Origin of the sequence: Microbacterium sp. (assembly GCF_031180975.1) — a bacterium.
Lineage (GTDB): Bacteria > Actinomycetota > Actinomycetes > Actinomycetales > Microbacteriaceae > Microbacterium.
Window position 1 is genome coordinate 29346 of record NZ_JAPSLI010000003.1, and the last position, 18918, is coordinate 48263.

20 protein-coding genes and 1 pseudogene are annotated in these 18918 nt (G+C 65.9%); 5 read left to right on the forward strand and 16 right to left on the reverse strand.

What is annotated here, in order from left to right; genetic code table 11:
- Positions 1-68: 68 nt before the first annotated feature.
- From RIF65_RS04900 to RIF65_RS04910, 3 genes are all read right to left on the reverse strand, one after another.
- The gene (locus RIF65_RS04900; RefSeq protein WP_309066831.1) at positions 69-1241 is read right to left on the reverse strand and encodes a hypothetical protein; all 1173 of its coding nucleotides are present in this window, start codon (positions 1239-1241) and stop codon (positions 69-71) included.
- A 2-nt stretch (positions 1242-1243) separates the two neighbouring features.
- On the reverse strand, positions 1244-1372 hold the full coding sequence (locus tag RIF65_RS04905) for a hypothetical protein (protein ID WP_309066830.1): 129 nt from the start codon (positions 1370-1372) through the stop codon (positions 1244-1246).
- A 122-nt stretch (positions 1373-1494) separates the two neighbouring features.
- Positions 1495-3396 (reverse strand): AAA family ATPase, encoded by a 1902-nt coding sequence (locus RIF65_RS04910; RefSeq protein ID WP_309066859.1) that lies wholly within the window; start codon positions 3394-3396, stop codon positions 1495-1497.
- Positions 3397-3563: 167 nt separating this feature from the next.
- Here RIF65_RS04910 and RIF65_RS04915 point away from each other — a divergent pair, with 167 nt between their 5' ends.
- The gene (locus RIF65_RS04915; protein ID WP_309066829.1) at positions 3564-4724 is read left to right on the forward strand and encodes a hypothetical protein; all 1161 of its coding nucleotides are present in this window, start codon (positions 3564-3566) and stop codon (positions 4722-4724) included.
- A 3-nt stretch (positions 4725-4727) separates the two neighbouring features.
- On the opposite strand, the gene RIF65_RS04920 is transcribed toward RIF65_RS04915, so the two are convergent.
- Positions 4728-4898, reverse strand: a complete 171-nt coding sequence (locus tag RIF65_RS04920) for a hypothetical protein (RefSeq protein WP_309066828.1) — start codon at positions 4896-4898, stop codon at positions 4728-4730.
- 213 nt (positions 4899-5111) lie between these two features.
- On the opposite strand from RIF65_RS04920, the gene RIF65_RS04925 reads away from it, so the two are divergent.
- Positions 5112-5402, forward strand: a complete 291-nt coding sequence (locus RIF65_RS04925; protein WP_309066827.1) for a hypothetical protein — start codon at positions 5112-5114, stop codon at positions 5400-5402.
- An 86-nt stretch (positions 5403-5488) separates the two neighbouring features.
- On the opposite strand, the gene RIF65_RS04930 is transcribed toward RIF65_RS04925, so the two are convergent.
- Genes RIF65_RS04930 through RIF65_RS04940 form a run of 3 tightly spaced genes read right to left on the reverse strand, consistent with a single transcriptional unit; the run spans position 5489 to position 7769 of the window.
- Positions 5489-6484 carry a PIN domain-containing protein gene (locus RIF65_RS04930; RefSeq protein WP_309066826.1) on the reverse strand — a complete coding sequence of 332 codons (996 nt, stop codon included), beginning with the start codon at positions 6482-6484 and terminating at the stop codon, positions 5489-5491.
- Positions 6485-6531: 47 nt separating this feature from the next.
- On the reverse strand, positions 6532-7194 hold the full coding sequence (locus tag RIF65_RS04935; RefSeq protein ID WP_309066825.1) for a hypothetical protein: 663 nt from the start codon (positions 7192-7194) through the stop codon (positions 6532-6534).
- On the reverse strand, positions 7194-7769 hold the full coding sequence (locus RIF65_RS04940) for a recombinase family protein (protein ID WP_309066824.1): 576 nt from the start codon (positions 7767-7769) through the stop codon (positions 7194-7196). Before RIF65_RS04940 ends, RIF65_RS04935 begins: the two co-directional genes overlap by 1 nt.
- Positions 7770-8097: 328 nt before the next feature.
- Here RIF65_RS04940 and RIF65_RS04945 point away from each other — a divergent pair, with 328 nt between their 5' ends.
- Complete coding sequence (locus tag RIF65_RS04945) at positions 8098-9759, forward strand: hypothetical protein (RefSeq protein WP_309066823.1); 1662 nt, start codon at positions 8098-8100, stop codon at positions 9757-9759.
- A 337-nt stretch (positions 9760-10096) separates the two neighbouring features.
- On the opposite strand, the gene RIF65_RS04950 is transcribed toward RIF65_RS04945, so the two are convergent.
- From RIF65_RS04950 to RIF65_RS04970, 5 genes are all read right to left on the reverse strand, one after another.
- The gene (locus tag RIF65_RS04950; protein ID WP_309066822.1) at positions 10097-11185 is read right to left on the reverse strand and encodes a hypothetical protein; all 1089 of its coding nucleotides are present in this window, start codon (positions 11183-11185) and stop codon (positions 10097-10099) included.
- A gap of 828 nt (positions 11186-12013) precedes the next feature.
- Positions 12014-12382 carry an antibiotic biosynthesis monooxygenase family protein gene (locus RIF65_RS04955; RefSeq protein WP_309066821.1) on the reverse strand — a complete coding sequence of 123 codons (369 nt, stop codon included), beginning with the start codon at positions 12380-12382 and terminating at the stop codon, positions 12014-12016.
- Complete coding sequence (locus tag RIF65_RS04960) at positions 12379-13278, reverse strand: EamA family transporter (protein ID WP_309066820.1); 900 nt, start codon at positions 13276-13278, stop codon at positions 12379-12381. Before RIF65_RS04960 ends, RIF65_RS04955 begins: the two co-directional genes overlap by 4 nt.
- Entirely contained in the window at positions 13278-14003 is a 726-nt protein-coding gene (locus RIF65_RS04965) for a B3/B4 domain-containing protein (RefSeq protein WP_309066819.1), read from the reverse strand. The genes RIF65_RS04960 and RIF65_RS04965 overlap by 1 nt, the downstream gene beginning before the upstream one ends.
- Complete coding sequence (locus tag RIF65_RS04970) at positions 13996-14601, reverse strand: XRE family transcriptional regulator (protein ID WP_309066818.1); 606 nt, start codon at positions 14599-14601, stop codon at positions 13996-13998. The genes RIF65_RS04965 and RIF65_RS04970 overlap by 8 nt, the downstream gene beginning before the upstream one ends.
- A 188-nt stretch (positions 14602-14789) precedes the next feature.
- Here RIF65_RS04970 and RIF65_RS04975 point away from each other — a divergent pair.
- Positions 14790-15107, forward strand: a pseudogene (locus RIF65_RS04975) (DUF6226 family protein); the annotation flags it as partial.
- A gap of 44 nt (positions 15108-15151) precedes the next feature.
- Positions 15152-15406, forward strand: coding sequence for a DUF6226 family protein (locus RIF65_RS04980; protein ID WP_309082498.1), 255 nt, complete (start codon positions 15152-15154; stop codon positions 15404-15406).
- A gap of 60 nt (positions 15407-15466) precedes the next feature.
- Here RIF65_RS04980 and RIF65_RS04985 read toward each other — a convergent pair whose 3' ends face one another.
- From RIF65_RS04985 to RIF65_RS05000, 4 genes are all read right to left on the reverse strand, one after another.
- Entirely contained in the window at positions 15467-15694 is a 228-nt protein-coding gene (locus tag RIF65_RS04985) for a hypothetical protein (RefSeq protein WP_309066816.1), read from the reverse strand.
- A gap of 264 nt (positions 15695-15958) precedes the next feature.
- Entirely contained in the window at positions 15959-16420 is a 462-nt protein-coding gene (locus RIF65_RS04990) for a hypothetical protein (RefSeq protein ID WP_309066815.1), read from the reverse strand.
- 130 nt (positions 16421-16550) lie between these two features.
- Positions 16551-18071 (reverse strand): ABC1 kinase family protein, encoded by a 1521-nt coding sequence (locus RIF65_RS04995; RefSeq protein ID WP_309066814.1) that lies wholly within the window; start codon positions 18069-18071, stop codon positions 16551-16553.
- Complete coding sequence (locus RIF65_RS05000; protein WP_309066813.1) at positions 18035-18511, reverse strand: hypothetical protein; 477 nt, start codon at positions 18509-18511, stop codon at positions 18035-18037. Before RIF65_RS05000 ends, RIF65_RS04995 begins: the two co-directional genes overlap by 37 nt.
- Positions 18512-18918: the final 407 nt, after the last annotated feature.

Below are 18918 nucleotides of genomic sequence, written 5' to 3' on the forward strand. Positions count from 1 at the left end.
ACCTCACATCCCCTGAGCTGCGCCAAACGCTCGCCGAGAAGGCCGAGCAAGTGCGTCACGCCTGCCCATCAGAAGTCCATGTTCATCGCCTGGTCCACTTGATGGTCGACATAGTCGACGTAGCGCTGGAACCTATCGGGATCGTCAGCGAGTGACCGGACCAGGTCGCGGAAGCCGACATCGAAGCGCACGTCCAGCCCTGACTGGATCCACGTGCTTGCCTGGGGCACGGCGGTCGCGAACCATTCGTCGAACTCGTCGAAGAGCGCGAAGACATCACGAATAGTCCCATTGGTGGCGTTCGGCAACGAGAGGAACGATCGCCCGCGCATCGAGCTCACCCCGATGGGTAATGCACCGACATCTGGTACGTGCGCGTACACAGTCGTTTCGTTCCCTTTCTCGAAGCCGCCATGAGTGTACGTGTTGCGCCAGCGCTCCATGACATTGACCAGCTTGTCAAGATAGACCTTGGCCTGCCCCGTCTTGCCAAGCACACGTTCGTACTTGAGTCCCCACCTCTGGCCGATGAATTCAATGAGGCGGTCTTCCGATGGGTCGAACCCTGCGAACGGTAGCGAGAGGACGAGGTCGTGCTCGAGTCGGCTCAGGAAGGCGGTGATGGCGGCGACCACGTCGTGCGTCGAGTTGAGCTGCATCACTGCGGCACCGCTCGTGAACGACCATCCCGAGATGCCGAACCCGTCTCCTGGCTTGATCTCTAGGTGCTCGTCTTCTACCACCGCCGGATTGAGCGCGCGGTCGCGGAAGTACTCGTAGGCCTGTTCCAACCGGCGGTGTTGGTTGACGACGGTAGCGTCGCCGGAGTCCACCAGCCGGTCGGTGTTCGCATTGATTCCCTTCTCGACGACCTTGGTCGCCGAGATGAGCTTCTTCTTCGTCTGTGTGAGACGGGTCTCGATCTCTGACTCACTCAAGCCGTCGCCCGCTATGCGCAAGCGCAAGCCGAACTTCTGGTGCGCCACCTCGTAGCGCACCCCCTCGCGAACGAACGAGACCCACCAGGCGACTTTCTCTCCTGGCCCGAAGCGCTCCAGGCCCGCGAGCTTGAGCGCGAGCCCCATGACAGCAGGAATCGGGCACTCGTCGAGCCCGATGGTGATTCGGGATAGCGGACCCCATGACGCTACGAGATCGGACCCGGTCGGTCGCTCGAAATCACGGAGCATGGTCGTGCGCAGCCGATGACCTAGCGCGGCAGCATTGGGAAGTTCCTCCATGCTCAAAGGATCCGGGCGTTCGACGGGTCCTTGTCCGGCGTGAAGCCCACGAAGTCGACAATCGTGCCAACGACCCACAGGTGCGTGAAGACCTCGCCGTACTCGACTTCATCCGGTGCAGCGACTGCCATGAGGGGCCTTTCGACGGGGTATTGCGCGCCGAACGGCGTCTGCGTCCCAGGGTATCTTCGACGTCTGACACAGACCCGCCCCCCAGGGGGCGAACTCGCGGACGACAGCGTGCGGCCGAATCTCAATCGAGCGTGCTGTTAATGCGTTCGAAGAGCTTCTCGAACCTGTCCAGAGTGGCGTCGCCCAGCCCGTCGAGGAGGTCAGGGTGGCGAAGGAGCGCGTCGGCCGGAGCGTGATGGCGGAACGCCTTGTACGGCTTCTCCAGGCGCTTCACGATTCGATCGCCAGGACCCAGATCAGCCTCGGCAATCGACTTCGAGAACGCCTTGTTGAAGAGGGTGAGGTAGTCGCCGATCTCAAACATGTCCTCGACGTCCGAGTGCTTGTTTCCGGTGATCTCGCTGACCTGGATGATTCGCTCACGCTTTAATCGAGCCGCGTCCACCGCCTTGTCGAGCCGGTCGGCTCCCTCCGTCCCGGAGTCGACGAGCACCGTCACATCAAGGTTCTGCCCCATCAAGGAGACGAAGGCGGGGATGTTCGACGCGCCGCCGGCAGGGAGGACGCGCCACTTCTCATCGAGCCCGGTCCGCCCCAGATCCGTCAGCCGCCTGCTCAGGGCATCGAGGTACACGAAGTCGCTCGGTCCTTCGACGAGAAGGTTCGTTGATCCGATGAACAGGTGCTGCGCGATGTCGTAGCCCAGCGCCGCCTGCAGCGGGAACAGGCTTCCCTCGCGGACTTCGAGCGCCTCCTGTGTCACGGTCGCGCCCTGGTCCGGGCCGCCGTCCTCGACGATCCGCACCCGGTGGATCTTGTCGGTCTCGACCATGAACGGGCTGTGCGTCGTATAGATCACCTGCACGGCCTCCGCCAGCCGCTCGTTGATGAACTGCAGGAAGTCCGCCTGAGCTCGGCCGTGGAGCGTCATGCCCGGCTCGTCGAGGAGCACAACGACAGGCTCCTTGCGCGACTCGAACTCGGTGAACGCCGCCAGGAACGAGAAGAACCAGCGGAATCCCGAAGAGCGCTGCGAGAAGTTGTTCGTGAACGCGTGGCGAGTATCTTCGACGCGGATCTCCAGGTAGGTCTTCTTGACCTCTAGGTTTTGCGCGTACGTCTCAGCGACCTCGATCTTCCGGTCGATGTCGAACTGCACCCTCAGGTTTTTGTTCTGCTTCCAGTAGTTGAAAACCTCGCTGGTGAGCTCGTGCCCGACCGCCTCGAGCTCGGCTTTGCGGTCCTCGTAGTCATCATCCGCCAGCGCGGCCGGTGTCGTTTCCGCGAGCCTCAGCAGCGCGCGTGCGGTCTGAGCCGGGGAAGATCCGACCTCAGTGTTCGCTTCAGCCAATGCGCTGACGTCGATGCGTCCGTCCAGCTGCGAGTAGTCGGAGAAGTAGAAGAAGCTCGGCAGGTGCGGCTGGAGTGTCGCCACGATGACGCCCCATGTTGTCGCCGCGACGCCGCCGGGCAACGTGGCCAGCTCCGACCGGATACGAGTGACTTCCTCCGTGGTCTTCTCGATCTGCCCATCGCTGCTGTCGGCGAGCAACGCCGTGCACACCTTCTCGATGCCGTCGAGGTCACGAACTTCTTTGAACTGATCTGCGGTCTTCTTCCGCAGATCGGACCGTCCGAGAAGATTCTCGACGGCCGTCTGGCCGTCGTGCTCGAAGTCCCAGAATGTACTGTCGTCGCCGTATCGCTTGGAGAGGCTCACTGTTTCACTGGCGAAGACGCCTTCGCCCAGGACGTCGATGACTAGCCGCTGTTCGGCAGCGTCGAGTTCGAATTCCGCCGTGATCGGCACGGCTTCCTTGAGCAGATCCTTGCGCCTGTCCCGAGAAAGCAGCCACCGCGGATAGTCCTGCTGCTCGTTGAATCCCGCGTCGCCAACGGGGTTGAGACGGTAGAGCGCCGACAGAATGGCAGTCTTCCCGGACTCATTCATCCCGACAAGGCAGGTCACTTCGTCGTCGACAGCGATTACTCCGCTGTCAAGAATGTTCCGAAACTTCCGCACCTGGAAATTGACTAGACGCAAGACTGCCCCTTCGCACTCAATTAGGACGCCGTTGGATCCCTGCGGTCAGCCTATCGGTGGGCTGAGACGCTGACGCCCACCCAAGCAGTCGGCTCTCCCCGCGATGATCTGTGGCGGCCAATACACTCTTGCCAGAGGAGGTCAAAGTGAATCAGCACCATGACTGGCTTCCTCGCCATCATCTTGGTGTCGCCGCCACGCTGGCGCATGCGGACGAGGTCATCGCCCAGGCGGCCGGCTTGCTCCACGAGTATCAGAGCCAGGACGACGGGGTCTTCCAGCTCGAAGAGGTGCCAGTCGTCACGTACAGCGAGACGGTGGTGACTGGCGTCGCTCCCATCCCTCGGAAGGTGCCACTGCTCGTCGCGGACGCTTTGGTCTCGCTGCGCAATGCGATCGAGCACACAATCTTTGCGGAGGTTGAGTTCCGAGACGGCGTGCTCGGGCCGAAGGCCGCTCGACTCGTCGAGATGCCCGCAGCCACCTCGTACGACGATTTCCAGGAGTGGATCGACCGCCGGCGGAGGAACGGACCTCCATCCCTACAGCGCGGCAGCGAGCTCGTGCGCCGGATCGAGGGGTTGCAACCGTTCCAGCGCACGCTGGCCCAGGAGGAGCACCCGATGGCGCTGCTCGCGTCGCACACCAACTATTCGAAGCACCGCGCGCCCGCGATCACAGCGGTGCGCCTCGCGGCCATCCACCGTGAGGACCAGACGCCTCCTTCGATGGCCGATGTGAAGCGGTTTCCCGAAGTGCCCCTGCAGGTCGGAGACGTGATCGCTCGCACACCGCGAGGCGTCCGCGTTCCCGTGGCGCTGTTCCCGACGGTCGGTATCAATCGGCCCGGAACTGATCGTTGGCCGGTCCTCATGAAAGAGCTCGATGAACTGTCCCATTGGGTGCGGGCCCAGGCTGTTCCGCGTCTGATCACGGGTTCCGAGCCGCCGTCGCCCGCGCTTCCGACGCGATACGACATCTCAGTGGGCCACGACGACGAATGGCAAGCATTGTCCGTTGGATCCTCAGTCTCAGCCGCCGAACGTCACCGCGAACGAATCGGAGCCGCCTTCGCGCGTGTTGACATGCTCGCAACGCTCTCGGACATCGACGGTGCCCCAAGCCGCGAGCAGCTTGCGGCATGGTTGGAGTCTCTCAACGACAAGGATCTCATCGCTCGTATGGAGCAGATGCAGGTCCGGGACAACCGGGATCCTGCAGTCATTCTCTACAATCACGGGATTCTGCAACGCATGCTCGGCGATGCTCGGCTTTTCGCATGCGAGGACAGTGACGCGACGAACTGAGCGTCAGAGCAGGTGCTCGAACGGGTCGACCAGGCTCTGCACGCCGTGCTCCGCGCACACGAACGCCGGGTCGGGTTCGCAGTCGCCGCCGCAGACCGAGCACGTCCCGTAGTCGTCGCTGGTGGGCACGCGGATCGGTACGCCGTCCAGGCTGCTCTTCTTCTCGTACTCCACGCGCCCAACCCTGTCCGTCGGGCCTGAGCAACAATGGAAGCACCACGAGCACGCCGAGAGGAGCAGCCCCTTGACCGACAGAATCTACTACGAGGACCAGGCGGACTGGGCTCCTTTTAGCTACTGCGCGCTCTAGCGCTACTTCGACCGCCTGGCCGAGTACGTCGGCCCGACTCCTGCTCAGCTGCAGCAGCTGAGCACCGCTCGGCACGGGTGCAAGCCAAGAAGACCGGGATCCGCGACGAGGAACTCGCGGCGATCGATCCGACCCGGATGCCTGCGGAGAGCCGATGGCTGCTCAGGGCGGTGCTCGTCTCGCAGCAGCGCTACGACTTGGCGCTCGAGAAGTTCCCGAACCTCGGGGCGCTGGCCCAGGCCGTCCCCTCGGCCGTGCCGAAGGGACTCGCCCAGTACCCGGCGTCCGTCCGGGCCGCGCTCGACTCCGTCGGGGCAGTAGCCACGGTCGGCCGCCGTGCCGATCAGTTCCGCGAAGAGAAGAAGTGATCAGGCACCGCGCGAGTTCGACTGGTCCATCGACCCGACTGCTCGCTCGGCTACAGCTACGCAGCATTCGAGGGGGCGTAGTTCGCCTACGTGTCCAGGAAGTCCCACTCGCTGCCCAGCACCCACCGGAGCGCAGAGAGCTTCCCGTTCAGCATGCCGAGCTCGAAGTCGGTGTACGGCCCGAGCTGGCCGGGCTCCGTGTAGGTTTCCTGGACCCGTCTTCGCCCGGGGCCAGCGATCTTCAACAATCGCTCGAGTTCGTCCACATCGCCGTCGTCTTCAAGCCTGTACTCGTACTGCAGCGAGTGGTGATACCAGATCCGGTCGAAGAACTCCTTCTCCGCATCCGTGATCTCGCCGAGCCTGCGGGGCTCCTCGACGAAGTCCGAATCGGCAAAGAGCTCCTCGATCTCTTCACCGAAGTGGTCCAAGAGAATGCCGTTCAGTCCGTCGACGCCGAGCGCGTACGTGGAGCCCTCGGCAGCGAACAACTCGGCGATGTCGGCGTGGGGCTCCCTCTTGTCGCCGCCGGCTGCGGAGAAGTCATCGCTGTTGGACGTCACGAACGCATGCGGGTCCGTACTGAGGTCGGCCTCGCCGCTCGCCGTGGCGTACAACTCGATGAGCAGCGCGTCGGCGACGCTGTTGCGCTGGCGGTGCAGCGGGGCGCGCTTCTCCAGGCCTCTGCTGACCACCGACTCGTGCTCGCGCGCGGTGGGCTCGACCGCCGTGCCGCCTCGCAGCAGAGCCAGCACGTCGTCGAAGTTGCGGGTGGTCATCGCTCCGATCAGCGGGACGTCCCGAGCGAGGTCGGCGACCAGCTCGGCGGCGTCCTCCATGTCCGAGCTCCCGTAGTCCTCGAGATCCCGCTTCATGTCCTTGAACCGCTGCTTGATCGAGGACGTCATGGAGTGCTCGATCCGCTCCCTGTTCCGCTCGAACTCCTCGATCACCAGATCGGGCACGAGAAGCTGGGGCTCGCCCTGGTGCACCAGCACCCGCAAGCTCACGATCCACCGCTGCGCGTCCCGTCGCTTCGAGAGGTCGAGCCATGTGGAGGTGTCCACGAACAAGCGCAGCATAGGCCCAGGCTATCGGCCCAGTTGCACGCAGAGTCCCCGCCGCCCCTTCACGAGCGAAGGTAATCAGTCGTCCAATGGTTCAGGAACAGTCCCCGGGCGTCCTTCTGGTGCCGGATCCGGTGGATCGTCGGCTCCGAGAGGATCGATCGGCGCATCGGTTCGAGAGCATCGGCGACGATGCGGCCCAGGTGCGCGAGGATCTGGATCTGGCCCGTGGAGTGGCCGAGCAGCAGCGGTGCCATTTCGCTGAGAGTGGATTCGCCTGGCTCCGCCGGCGTGCCGAAGTTCACGCCGCCTTCGACATGGGCGTAGTAGCGGATCACGCTCCTGGCCGTGAGATCGTTGCTCTCTGCGAGTCCGACGACCGTCTTCAGGAAGTCCTCGAGCCCCACGGATGGCGTCTCCGGGCCGCCGATCATTTCCTCGCCCCGGATCCCGAAGTGGCGCGTCAGCCCCTCGGCGGCGAGCACGTCCTCGAACTCGTGCCACGAACGGATGCGGAACTCGACTGGAACCTCGGGCCGAGCCGACTTCACGGTGTTCAGCAGAGCGGCCGTGTCGGTGAGCAGCTTCCGCAGGAGTGGCGCGATACCCAGAAGCTCGTACCTCGTCTGCGCTTCAGGGCTGATGCTCCGGCGGCGCACGTCGTCGACCGTTTCGACGAACAGCCATTCCGCGAGGATCATCTGCTCGCCGGTGTCCCGCGCCATCAGCCCGCGTTCTCGTTGAGCGTTGCGGCCTTGAGGACGCTGCTCACCGTGCCCACGGACACACCTACGGCGGAGGCGATCTCGCGTATCGACTGCCCCTTCTCGCGGCGGGCCAGGATCGCGGCCCTCTTGTCCTGGTCGACCACCCGGGGTCGGCCGCCGACCTTTCCACGAGCGCGTGCTGCGTCCAGTCCGTGCTTGGTCTTGCGCACGATGTCGCGCCGGCGGTCCTCGGCCAGCGCGAGCGCTAGGTCGAGGATCAGGCTCCGCTCGGTGTGCTCGCCCTGCGCGATGCCGTCGAGCACCTTCACGGCGATGCCGCGCTCGAAGAGGTCGGTGAGGACGATCAGTCCTTCGAGGAGGCTGCGTCCGAGCCGGTCCACCTCGTGCACCGTGAGCATGTCGCCGTCGCGCATGTACTCCAGCGCCGCCGCCAGGCCGGGGCGGTCCTCGACCTTGAGCTTCCCGCTCACTTTCTCCTCGAAGACCTTCACGCAGATCGGATCGAGTGCGTCGTGCTGCCTCGCCGTCTCTTGGCCCTTCGTGCTCACTCGCACCAGTCCGACCAGCGCCATGACCATCACTCCGTTCAATAAACGTGTTCAGTTGTCTGCTTCCAGCGTACCGGTTGATGAACGAGTATTTGAACGCTTGTCGCCCTCTTGGGCGTGTCGTTTCGACCACGTCTCAGGTGTTCAGCAGACGACCGATTTCTGAACATTCGGGAGGTCGCTACAACTGGAGTTGGGCACAGCGCAGAAGACTTCGCTCACGTCGATCCCTCGTGTCGCCGGCACTAGCCGCCCCCGCCGTTCAACCAGCAGTCTCTGTCCGTACCGGCAAGTACGCTGGCTCAAGGACGTGCTGCGACGCTTCAGCGCGTACAGGAGGAGAGGCGGGGTCATGGCTCGAGATGTCGAGATCGCAATTCGCGAGCATGACTATGCGGAGGCGATGCTCCGGCTGCATAAGGCGATGGCGACCCGCGCCGGACGGCGCAGGCTAATCGCTGCCATCGGGCTCCTTCTACGGCCATCGGTCGCGATAGCGGCTGGGATCATGGACGACTCCGTGGCACTGGACGAGCTCGTCGAGCTCGTCCACGAAGTGGCGAATGCCAACGCTGATGCCGCAGATCTCGTCGTCAAGGCTGAGGCCAACAGAGTCTTCCTGGAGATGGTCGTATGGCTTCGTGCCACGATCGCGGAAGAAGCTCCCGCCGCAAAGGAGTCGCTCGAGATCGGCGCAAGATCTCACGGGTACCCGAGCCTGCCCCAGGCCCTCCGCATGCTTGAGCGCCACGGCGAGCTCTACGAGAAGGACGGGCTAGTCCATCGCGGCCCGAAGCCTCCCGAGACGTCGACGGCCGATGTCCCGCCCTTCAAGCAATACATGGCCACGCGTGAGGACTTGGACGCCGCACAGGCAACGTTCTACGAGGAGCGCTTCAAGCCCGGGTTCCTCCGGGGTGAGCGCATCGAGCTCGGCGACAGCATCTCCTACGGCTACGTGCTGTTCGGTGAGGTTGCCAGTGAGAGCGGCTACGAGGATCTCGCATACCTTCGCGGCTTGTTCTTGCGGGCCTGCGACTTCTACTCGGGCACCTCGCTGGCCGGTCACGCAGCTCGATGGGCGTCAGATACGTTCCTGTTGGAGGAGAACTATCAGGCGGCATACGACCTCCTCGCCGCCGATGGGCTGATATCCCTCGAGACATACATCGGGATCGCGGATCAATTGGTCGATTCGCGGGTCACAGGTCAGATGGCATGGGACTGGACGACGTCCGCGCGACTGAGGCCCTACGGCGTCAAGCACAAGGACGCCGTGCTTGCCGAGGTGGAGCGGGTTCTCGACGAAGAGCACAGGGCTCGTGGCCGGAGCATCGTGCTCGACCTGTGGGACGCCTTGGCGGTGCAGCGCGCGAAGGAGCAGGCACCGCCAGCTTGGGTTACTGATTTGCTCGGATCGATCGACTCGGAGCTTCACTTCATGCAGCTCTACGGCGGTCGAGAATCTCCGTCATTTCGCGGGCTGATCGGTCCTGAGTCGCCACCGATAGCATGGCCGTCCCCAGACGCGTCCGGGCTCGCGACGTACTCCACCTACGGCTTCCATCTCCTGGTCCGCGACTACTTGCACGGCGTGTTCCGCGAAGCGGAGAACACGGTCAGAGAGAACGCCGGCATGCCGCGAATCGGTGAAGGCTGGGTCTCGGAGGTCGACTTGTATCACCGTCTGCGAGACGCGTTCACCGAAACTAGAGTCATCCATCAAGGGCGTCCTCGGTGGCTCGGGCAGCAGTCACTCGACATTCTTTTCCCTGCGTGGAAGGTAGCGGTCGAGTACCAGGGAGAGCAGCACTCGCGGCCGGTCGAACTGTTCGGAGGGGAGGCTGCATTTGCCGCCCAGCAGGAGCGCGACGAGCGCAAGAGGCGACTCTGCCGCGAGAACGACCACGCCCTCATCGAGGTGTTCCCGGGGTACGACATCGAGGAAGTGCTCGCGCAGGTGACGCGCACTCGAGCTGAGTTGCAAGCACATGGATCCGGAGCGCTCGACTGAACGTCCTGCCCAGAACGAGAACAACCCCGGCGTTCCCGCCGGGGTTGTTCTCTGTTGATCCGTCTCTAGTGTTTCCAGCCGGGCACCACCTCCGGCCTGATCTTCGACTCCGGCCCTTCCAGCACCGGGCAGCCGGAGCCCTCGATCGCCTGGTACAGCGCGTCGGTCTCTCCAGCGCCTCGTCGTGCGGCAGGTCCTGGTACGCCCTGTGCAGCCAGTAGACGTCCGCGCCCGGCTCGGAGCCTTCGAAGCAGGCCTCGGCGGAGCTCCGGGCGCGAAAAAACGGGCGACCCTTCTTGGGTAGGCCTTGAAAACGCGATCTGATGTCGTGTGTCACTCAGTCGTCGAGGCCGAACTCGTCTGTCACCTGCTCGATGGTGAACTTCTGGCGCAGCTTCGCCGCGGTGTTCTGGTTTGCAAACATCCCGTTCTTCCACACCGCCTGCTCTCGCGGCACCGTCGTGGTCCATTCGACGGGCACGACCCACTCGGCGCTGTCGTCTTCGTCGTCGCCCTCGTGGCGGTAGGTGCCGACGAGCGGGATGCTCTGCAGCGGGGTCTCGACGCCGTCGACGTCGACGAGCGCCTCGTCGAAGCGGCGGGCCTCGCCGATCACGGTCCCGACGCCGACGTAGCCAGCTTTGGGGATGTGCACGAAGACGCGCGCGCCGATCGGCAGGTTCTTCAGGGTCCGGGAGAACCACGCGCCGCCGCCGCCCGAGACGAAGCCGTACTTCTGCCCGTCCGCCCACTGGCGGGTGCCGCTGTCCTCGCCGAATGCGACGTACCAGTCGCTGCCGTTCCATGCCTCGCGGGTCTTCGTCTGCCGGGCGGGCGCAGCGCCGGGAGCCTGCTGGCCTTCGTTTTCGACCAGCCAGGTGCGGGCGAGGTACTTCGCCCCGTTGTCCTCGAAGTGGCGGAAGAAGACGACGTTGATCGGCACGGCGAAGCCCTCGTTGAGGAACCGGACGATGCGCTCGGTGGCGGCGTCGACGCTCGCGGCGACGATGGTGAACGTCTGCGTGCTGTTGACCTCCTCGGGGAGGGTCTCGTTGAAGCACTCCGCGAAGGCTTCCTCGAGCGCGACGCCGGGCTTGTACGCCTGGAAGATGGCTTGGATCTGGGTGCGGCCGAGCCCCGCGACCCAGGATCCGTAGTCCAGGGCCTGGGCCGTGACGTCGCGTGGAGTCTTATCGCGCTTGAGCTCGATGACGTGCACTGCGGCGGTCTCGTCGAGCGCGAGCAGGTCGATGAACCCGCCGAAAGCCGTGGGGACCTGGCGGCCGATGATCAGGAGCGTCTCGCCGAGCATCGAGGGGTCGGACTCGATGTACGTCTCGAGCTGCGACTCGAGTCCGATCGAGGTCGGGACGATGCGGCTGAGCCGGCCGCCGTCCGCGCGCCACAGGCCCATTTCAACTGCCATTGCTGTTCACCCTCCACCACCGTGAGGCGTCCGGTCGCCTGGCCATGAGCCTATCGAGAAGTGCTCTGCGGTCGAGCGAGTCGGCTGTACATCCGATGCCGGGCCGCGATCTAGTTATGAGCAGGCATAGTCAATTCATAGTTTGCCTGACAAGCCGTGCTCAGATGCTGTGCCGCCAGTTTCGCCTACGTCGCGCTGTCGCTGGTCATCGTGGCGAACCTGCTCTGGGACGCCTTCGAGCGCGAGGCGTAGGACATCGCTGACGAGAACCTGCCCCAGTTCCCGTCGAGTTAGTAGGCCGTGAATCAATGGCGACGATCCCGGGAACACTCAGCAGACCGAACCTCTCGCTCGCGACCGTGTCCTCAGGTCCAAGATCCACTGCGTACTCCCGCGGATCGCTCCAGATCTCAGGTTCTCCACCGGGCTTCATAAGTGCCTCTCGAGCCCCTCGAGAATGTCACCGTTAGTGTCACCGCTAGGCGCAGGATGTCACCGGAATCGACGGGAACTGTCGGGAACCGTGATCGCCCGCGAGACCTACTCCCATAAGGGATCAACGGCTATTAGGCGCTCGTGATGTAGATCACATCGCTGGCTCAAGGGGTCGCAGGTTCAAATCCTGTCAGCCCGACGTAACGTAACGAGGAGAGGCTCGATCCGTATGGATCGGGCCTCTCCTCGTTGCTCGCGTTCGCAAAGCGGGGCCACGCGGCGCCGGGGGATGCCCCTGGTGGGAGTCGGTTTCTCATCGGGGCTTCGTCATCTCCAAGGGTCCGGCCGAGGGGCCGTCGACGGCGTCGCGGAGCGAGGTGACCCGGAACGCGCTCACCCCGGTGAAGAGGCTGATCGCTGCTGCTCCTGTTCGGGTCGGTGTTCCAGCCCGAGGATCGGGTTGCCGTATACGGACTGCACTTCGCAGATCACCACCCGGTATTCGCCGAGCCATTCCCCGTACCGGGATTTCGCGAGCCGATGCGTATCCATGCCCATGAGTTGCTTCAGGGCGTTCATATCGGTCCAGTAGTAGACCTCGGCATGTAGTCCCGTGTCTTGGTTGTGCCACGCCTCCTCACCGAGAAACCCCGGAATCTGCCGGGCGCGTTCGGCGATCTCGCTATCAATGCGGTGGAACTCGTCGGTGAGGTTCTTCGTCTCGAAGATGAACGTGGAACTGTACTTGGGTGTCGCGCTCATGCGGCTCTTTTCCCGGCTTGCTGGTGGTCGTGGCGGCGTTCGGTGGAGCGTCTGCCGCCGCGTTGCGCCGCAGCACCGGCAACGATGACGAGGCTCATGCCGGCTAGCTGCACGATCGTCGGGGTCTGGGCGAGTACGAGCAGGCCGATGAGGATGCCGAATGCGGGTTCGATCGACAGCAGTGTCCCGAACGCGGTGTGGGTCATACGGCGTAGGGCGAGCATCTCGAGCCCGAAGGCGATCACCGGGGTGATCAACGCAATCCCTGCCGCAGCCGGCAGCACCCACCAGGTGAACTCGCCCCCGAGCACCTGCGGAAGCCCGACTGGGAGTGTGGCAATGGCGGCGACGGGGATCGTGAGCGAGAGGCCGCTGATACCGGAGAATCGGTCGCCGACATGCTGGGTGAGCAGGTTGTAGAGGGCCCAGCAGGTGCCCGCGGCGAGGGCGAAGCCGACACCTGCGAAGTCGATGCGCCCGTGCCACGGCTCCGTCAGCAGTACGACGCCGACGAATGCGAGGGCGGGCCAGAAGAGGGCCTTGCGGCGATTGCTCATGAGCCCTGCGACGGTGAGCGGGCCGAGGAATTCGATCGCGACGGCGGTTCCGAGCGGGATGCGTTCGACAGCGGCGAGGAAGAATGTGGTCATGAAGCCTGTCACCACGCCAAGTGCGATCAGCGCGGGCACGTCCTTGCGTCGCAGGGAGTGGATCGCAGGCCGGGCGATGACCCACAGGAACACGGCGCCGAAGCACATGCGCAGCCATGCAGTGCCCGCCGCGCCGACCTGCTCGATCACCGGCACGGAAACCGCGTTCGACAGCTGTACGGCGAGCATCGCGGCGACCGCCATCGACCACGGCGGCATCCCGGTTGTCCAGCGCGTGATGGCCATCATGCTCCCATCAGGCGACGGGTCACCCGCACGTCGGGACCGAGCGGCGCCAGTGCTTCGGTGAGCGCGTCGACTGCAGAGCCGAGGTCCTCGTCAGTGGCCGGGGTGAGCGCGTCGAGGATGAAGAACGCCGTGCGGGTGTCGTCGCTCAGGCCCGTTCGGCGGCCCTGTCGCCAATTCCACCGCCGGCACGTCACGCCCGCATCGTCGCACCAGACGACTTCACCAGGCTCTGGGTGCTCGGTGACAGGCTCGCCGCTCGCGGTGGTGTCGAACGGTTCGGCGCCGGTGGCGCGAATCAGATGCGCTGCCCCCTGGTAGCGGTGGAGGTCCTCGCCCCCGATCGGGATCTGGTGCAGCACCGAGACCGCGTTGTAGGCGTCGGTGAGCGCGTTCACCCGCGGCAGGGCGTGTGCGGCCCGGCGGGTCAGGGCTTCGAGACTGTTCCTGGTGCGCTGCGGCCTCGCCCCGAACGCCCGGTACGCCAGCCGCCACGCGGCGATGTGCGGCAGCTCTTCCACGGGAGAATCCGCGAGCAAGCGAGCCGCATGGGTTTCGGCAGCGCTGATGAGCTCGTCCACCGCGTTGCACCCTCCCTGCGCGGTGGTGGTGGGGGTGAGGCCGTCGATGACGACGAGCATCGTCCGATAGTCGGAGCGCAACTCGAACACCGCCTCATCGATCGTCGCGGCGGCGAGGAACTCGTCTGGGGTGGTGTCAGGCATTCCGGCTCTCCGTTCGGTGCGCAGCACCCACGCCCGGTTCGAAGACCGTGAGCGAGAACCGCGCCGAATCTGCAGTGGTGTTCGCATAGGCATGGGCGATGTCGCCGCGGAAGGACAGTGCGTCGCCCGCCTGGAGCTCGAAACTGTCGTTGCCTACGGTTACGACCACCGTGCCGCCCTGGACATGCAAGAGCTCGCGCGTGCCATCGCTGTGCGGCCCGCTCGCGTGCTGCTCGCCGGCTGCGAGAGTCCAATCCCAGAGCTCGACCACGTCCGGCGGTTCAGTGCCCGCGACGAGCACACCCTGTCCGCCCTGTTCCCCGGTCCACAGCACTGCGCCTTCACCGCGTGGAGTGAGTTTCGCGGCGAGCGGGTTCGGCGGTTGCACTAAGGCCGGCAGGCCGACACCAAGCGCGTCAGAGAGCCGCAGCAGGGTTCCTACGCTGGGATTCACTGAGCCTTGTTCGACGTTCACGACCATGCGCCGACTCACACCTGCGCTGACGGCGAGCTGGTCGAGCGTCCAGCCCCGGCTCTTGCGTTCCTGCTTCACCCGTGCACCGATTGCACGCGCGAGTGACTCCGCTCCCTCATCCATCAAGTGCATTATACTGCACTTGATGGGCAGTGCCGCGACGCCGCCCGAAACGAGTTAGCACAGGTGTCACACCAGGCGCCGTCAGCAAGACGATCTTCCCGCTCGGGGTCAGGTGGGAGGATAAGTCGGATGATCATCGGGGAGCGACGGCACTGACGCCCGTCTTCACGACCACCTACGATCGCCCCGTGATTGACGCCGGCGTCTTCCTCGACTCACAAGGGCGCCCGATCGACTACGGCAATCGCTGGGGCGGAGGATCCCCACCCGAGGATGCCTACTCGGCGGACTCGCACCCGCAGCGCTTCGCGCCGCTGCACACGATCGCGGACGCTCTCCTCGCCTACCTACGGGAGCGGTTCGTCGTCGAGATCGTCGACAGCCTGGATGTGAGCTCGGATCTGATCCGGCCGCCGCTCGATCCGGCACGCGCTGAGAGGGTCACGCCGCTCGATCCGTCCTGCGCCTCGCTCACCTTCGTGTACACCCGCTACCCCGGGGTCGTCGTCCACGCGGGGCTTCTCCACGACTTCGCCTTCCCGATATGCGGATGCGATGCGTGCGACGAGAGACGTGGGAGTCCCAGGCCAAGGAGTTGGAGCGGTGCGTTTTCGCCGTGGTCGGCGGCACCTATCGCGAACGGATCCGACCTGGAGAACCGCTCGGGCTCGAGTATGCACTCACCTTCCCTGACGGCGCAGCCTCGGGCAGATCCGCCACTGACCCGGTTGAGCGGCTTCGGGCAGCCGAGCCTTTTCTCCGACGACTGGACGAGACGTGGCAGTCTTGGTCGCTCAACTCCTGACGATTCCGCGGCGGATGATGGCCTCCGTGCCCACCGGCTCGCGGATCGGAACCGCGGCGGCTACCGCCCACCCCTCCCCGCCCTCCGCCTGACGCGACGGTCGATCAGCAGCGCCACGATCACGCCGGCGATGGCGGTCGTCGGCACGAGGAAGGCGAACAGCGCCGCCAGCTCGAGCGGAAAGCCGTTCCCGCCGTCCAGGGCGCCGCCGGCGAACAGGGCGATTGCGACGGCATCCTGCACGACGAACCCGGCCACGATCCCGAGCACCAGACCCAGCGCTCCCACCCCGATGGGCCGAAGTGGGCTTGCGGCACGAGGCGGCGGGGGAGAGGCAGGCGGCAAGGGTGCAACAGGGTGTGGACCCGGCGCCTGCCTGGGCGGCGGCGGGACGGCGCCACCGCCCGCGACCGGATCCTCCGGGCGCGGCCACCATCCCTGTGCCAGATACTCCCGGTACCGGGCGGCATCCCGCGCCTGCTCGTCCGCGCCGTCGTCCGGCATCCGACCGCTCCCTTCAGAACCCTGATTCATCTCCCGTTCCCCTCCCGCTCAGACCGCGCGTCGGCGTGCGGCGGCCTGGATGCCCCACGCGACCAGCCCGGCGATCGCGCCGGTCAGGGCGCTGGTGAACATGCCGCTGAACACCGCGGCGACGCGCGGAATGATCAGCGCCGCGGGGCTGTCTCCGAGCGCGGGCGGGTCGCCCTGGAACGCCGCGTCCCAGAGCAGCTGATGCGTGACCACGAGCATCACGCCGAAGATCACGCCGATCACCAGCACCGTCAGGAACGCGTTCGGCACCTTCTTGACCACCGCTGCGGCGATCCACACGGCGAACGGCCCGAGCGCGAGAACCCAGTTGATCACGTCGCCCTCGTCGATGATGTGCAGATCGTGCAGGATGACCCGGGGCAGCGCGAGAGCCGCCAGCCCGACGAGCGCCAGGAAGGAGAACCCGAGGCCGGAGCGACGGTCACCGGACCCAGCTGCGGGTGTCATGTCGTAGTTCATGCCGCCACGCTAGGTTTGCCGACATCCGCTTCTCGTCCTCCCCGGGGCGACAAACCGATCGCATCCGGGCGACAGCGACACGCAACCGCCTCAGCGCCGCCGGTGCTGGATCGCCCGAGACGCCGACCGATCACCTTGCCTCGTCGGCGAGCCGATGCAGCGCGATCGCCGAGCGCACGCAGACGATCAGCGCCCCCGACCCGACCGCGGCGCCGACCAGCGAGAACAGCGGCACGCCGGGCGGAACGCTCGGACCGCCCACGTGCAGCACGAGCACCAGGGCGACGACGCCGAGCACCACCCCGAATGCGCACCCCGTGAGCGCCCCGAGGATCCGCAGCCGCCAGGCGCGTCTGCTCCGCTCACGTGCGTCCGATGTTCTCGCGGCGGCGGCCCGTGTCTCCGTCAGCACGTCGAGGTTGCCGGGGAGCCGCCGCAGATACTGTGCCACGCTCAGCGATTGCGCGGCGGCGACCGCACTCGCCAGTGCGGGGTCGATCAGCCGTGTCGCCACGGCGCCCACGCGATCGAGGATGAGCGCGGCGTAATCGGACTGGCCGTCCAACATGGCCACGGCCTCCTGCAGCGTGGCCATCGTGCGGACCGCTGCGGCGAGGTTCCCCGGCACGGCCAGCCCACGTCGATGGAACAGCCGCAGCAGCCCATCGCTCAGCGCCGCCGTGTCCGGCTCGATCGCGACTATCGTGAACAGTGCACCGATGTCGCGGCGCAGGTCCTGGTCGTCTTGCCGTGCCCCGCCGATCGTCAGATGGCGGATCGCCAGCACGGCGGCGTGCGCGTCCTCCGCGCGGAGCGCCAACAGGAACGAGGCGAGCAGTTCACGCTGCTCCCTGTCGATCACCGCAACCGACCCGAAGTCGATCAGACCGAGCGCACCGTCGTCAGCGATCATGATGTTCCCGGCGTGCAGGTCGGCGTGGAAGATGCCGTCGATCAAGATCTGCCGCAGCACGCCGTCGATCAGCTCTCTCGCGATCTCCCGCCGCCGGGACGGAGCCAGCCGTTCCAGCATTCCGGCAGCGGATGCCAGTGGGCGGCCGTCCATCCGCTCCATCACGAGGACCCGCTCCGTCGACAACTCCGGGTGTACGCGAGGGAGCACGATCGCCGACCCGGAGCGCTCCGCGGCCGCCCGGATCAGCGCCCCGTTGCGTCCCTCGACCCGGTAGTCGAGCTCGCCGCGCAGCGATGCCGCGAGATCCTCCATGAGCCGGTGCACACGGGCGCGTCGTGCGGCGTCCGACCGCCGTTCCACATGAAGGCACAGGCGCAGAGCGATGTCGATGTCCACCTCGACCTGCGCTCGCGCAGCCGGTCGCTGGATCTTGACGATCACCTCCTCGCCGCTCGCGAGTCTCGCCGCGTGCACCTGCCCGATGGATGCCGCCGCGAGCGGCACCGGGTCGAGGCGGGTGAAAACGGTGGCGGGCGGGCGCTCGAGCTCCTCGGACAGCACGCCCTCCATCACGCGCCAGTCCTCTGCATCCGCCTGCGTCTGCAGAGTCGCCAGCTGATCGGCGAGTCGGGCGGGGACGACGTCGCGGCGTGAGGCGAGCACCTGACCGAGCTTGACGAAGGCGACGCCGGCCTCGTTCAGCGCGCCCACGAGCGGTGGCCCGAGGTCCTCCACGCGTCCGCTGCCCCGTGCAGCAGAGGCCCGAGCCCGTGACGCATCGCGACGCGGACGATCTGCAGATACCTCACCGTGCGCCGCAGCCGGTCGCGACCTCCACGCAGCCGGGCGAGCAACCCCTTACGCCGATACGACGGCCGGAGGAACTCCCACCCCGCGACGAACGCCGCGCACAGCGCGAGCGCCCAGAGCGCCGACACCAGGACCGCCAGCACGTCGCCGGGGAGGAACGAGCCCTGCGCGAGTGCTTCCGCGTCGACGCCACCGGTCTCGCCGACCGCCAGAAAGGTGGCGGGGAGGATCACGAAGAACCCGACCGCGCCGGTGAGGACGGTGCGGCCCAGCCCGACCCGAGCCCCGAGCAGCCACCGGACGATCAGACCGAGCACAACGACGTAGACCACGACCAGGACGGTCGCGAGGAGTGACGCCAGCATCCGATCCCGTTCCTTCCCAGCGGCCGGCAGCGAACGTGCCGGGGCCGAACCCATCATCGGCATGCTCACCCACCCGCGGCCGTCCCTCCACGACGACAACCGGCATCGCCCCCGAGCGACCCAGACGTGGTTCGGGATCAGCGTCGGACGTCGTCCGCTGCGAGTGACCGGCCACCGGGCGCGCGGCGGACGATGTCGGTCGGAACCGAGAACCGCGACACGAGAAGACGGAGAACCGCCGTGAGCCTGCATGAACCGAACCTCACCGTGATCCCGCTGGACCGTTCCTCGGCGCCACGCGTCGCCGAACTGCTGGGGCGCGGCATGGCCGACAACCCGATGCATGTCGCGGTGTACCGGGGCGATGACAGGCGTCGTGCGCAGGGCCACGCACGCATCACCCGGGC

Excerpts from the sequence above, each read along its gene's own strand:
- RIF65_RS04900 (WP_309066831.1), bottom strand. The coding sequence starts at position 1,241 with ATGGAGGAACTTCCCAATGCTGCCGCGCTAGGTCATCGGCTGCGCACG.
- RIF65_RS04905 (WP_309066830.1), bottom strand. The coding sequence starts at position 1,372 with ATGGCAGTCGCTGCACCGGATGAAGTCGAGTACGGCGAGGTCTTCACG.
- RIF65_RS04930 (WP_309066826.1), bottom strand. The coding sequence starts at position 6,484 with ATGCTGCGCTTGTTCGTGGACACCTCCACATGGCTCGACCTCTCGAAG.
- RIF65_RS04935 (WP_309066825.1), bottom strand. The coding sequence starts at position 7,194 with ATGGCGCGGGACACCGGCGAGCAGATGATCCTCGCGGAATGGCTGTTC.
- RIF65_RS04940 (WP_309066824.1), bottom strand. The coding sequence starts at position 7,769 with ATGGCGCTGGTCGGACTGGTGCGAGTGAGCACGAAGGGCCAAGAGACG.
- RIF65_RS04945 (WP_309066823.1), top strand. The coding sequence starts at position 8,098 with ATGGCTCGAGATGTCGAGATCGCAATTCGCGAGCATGACTATGCGGAG.
- RIF65_RS04950 (WP_309066822.1), bottom strand. The coding sequence starts at position 11,185 with ATGGCAGTTGAAATGGGCCTGTGGCGCGCGGACGGCGGCCGGCTCAGC.
- RIF65_RS04955 (WP_309066821.1), bottom strand. The coding sequence starts at position 12,382 with ATGAGCGCGACACCCAAGTACAGTTCCACGTTCATCTTCGAGACGAAG.
- RIF65_RS04960 (WP_309066820.1), bottom strand. The coding sequence starts at position 13,278 with ATGGCCATCACGCGCTGGACAACCGGGATGCCGCCGTGGTCGATGGCG.
- RIF65_RS04965 (WP_309066819.1), bottom strand. The coding sequence starts at position 14,003 with ATGCCTGACACCACCCCAGACGAGTTCCTCGCCGCCGCGACGATCGAT.
- RIF65_RS04970 (WP_309066818.1), bottom strand. The coding sequence starts at position 14,601 with ATGGATGAGGGAGCGGAGTCACTCGCGCGTGCAATCGGTGCACGGGTG.
- RIF65_RS04980 (WP_309082498.1), top strand. The coding sequence starts at position 15,152 with ATGCGATGCGTGCGACGAGAGACGTGGGAGTCCCAGGCCAAGGAGTTG.
- RIF65_RS04990 (WP_309066815.1), bottom strand. The coding sequence starts at position 16,420 with ATGAACTACGACATGACACCCGCAGCTGGGTCCGGTGACCGTCGCTCC.
- RIF65_RS05000 (WP_309066813.1), bottom strand. The coding sequence starts at position 18,511 with ATGCTGGCGTCACTCCTCGCGACCGTCCTGGTCGTGGTCTACGTCGTT.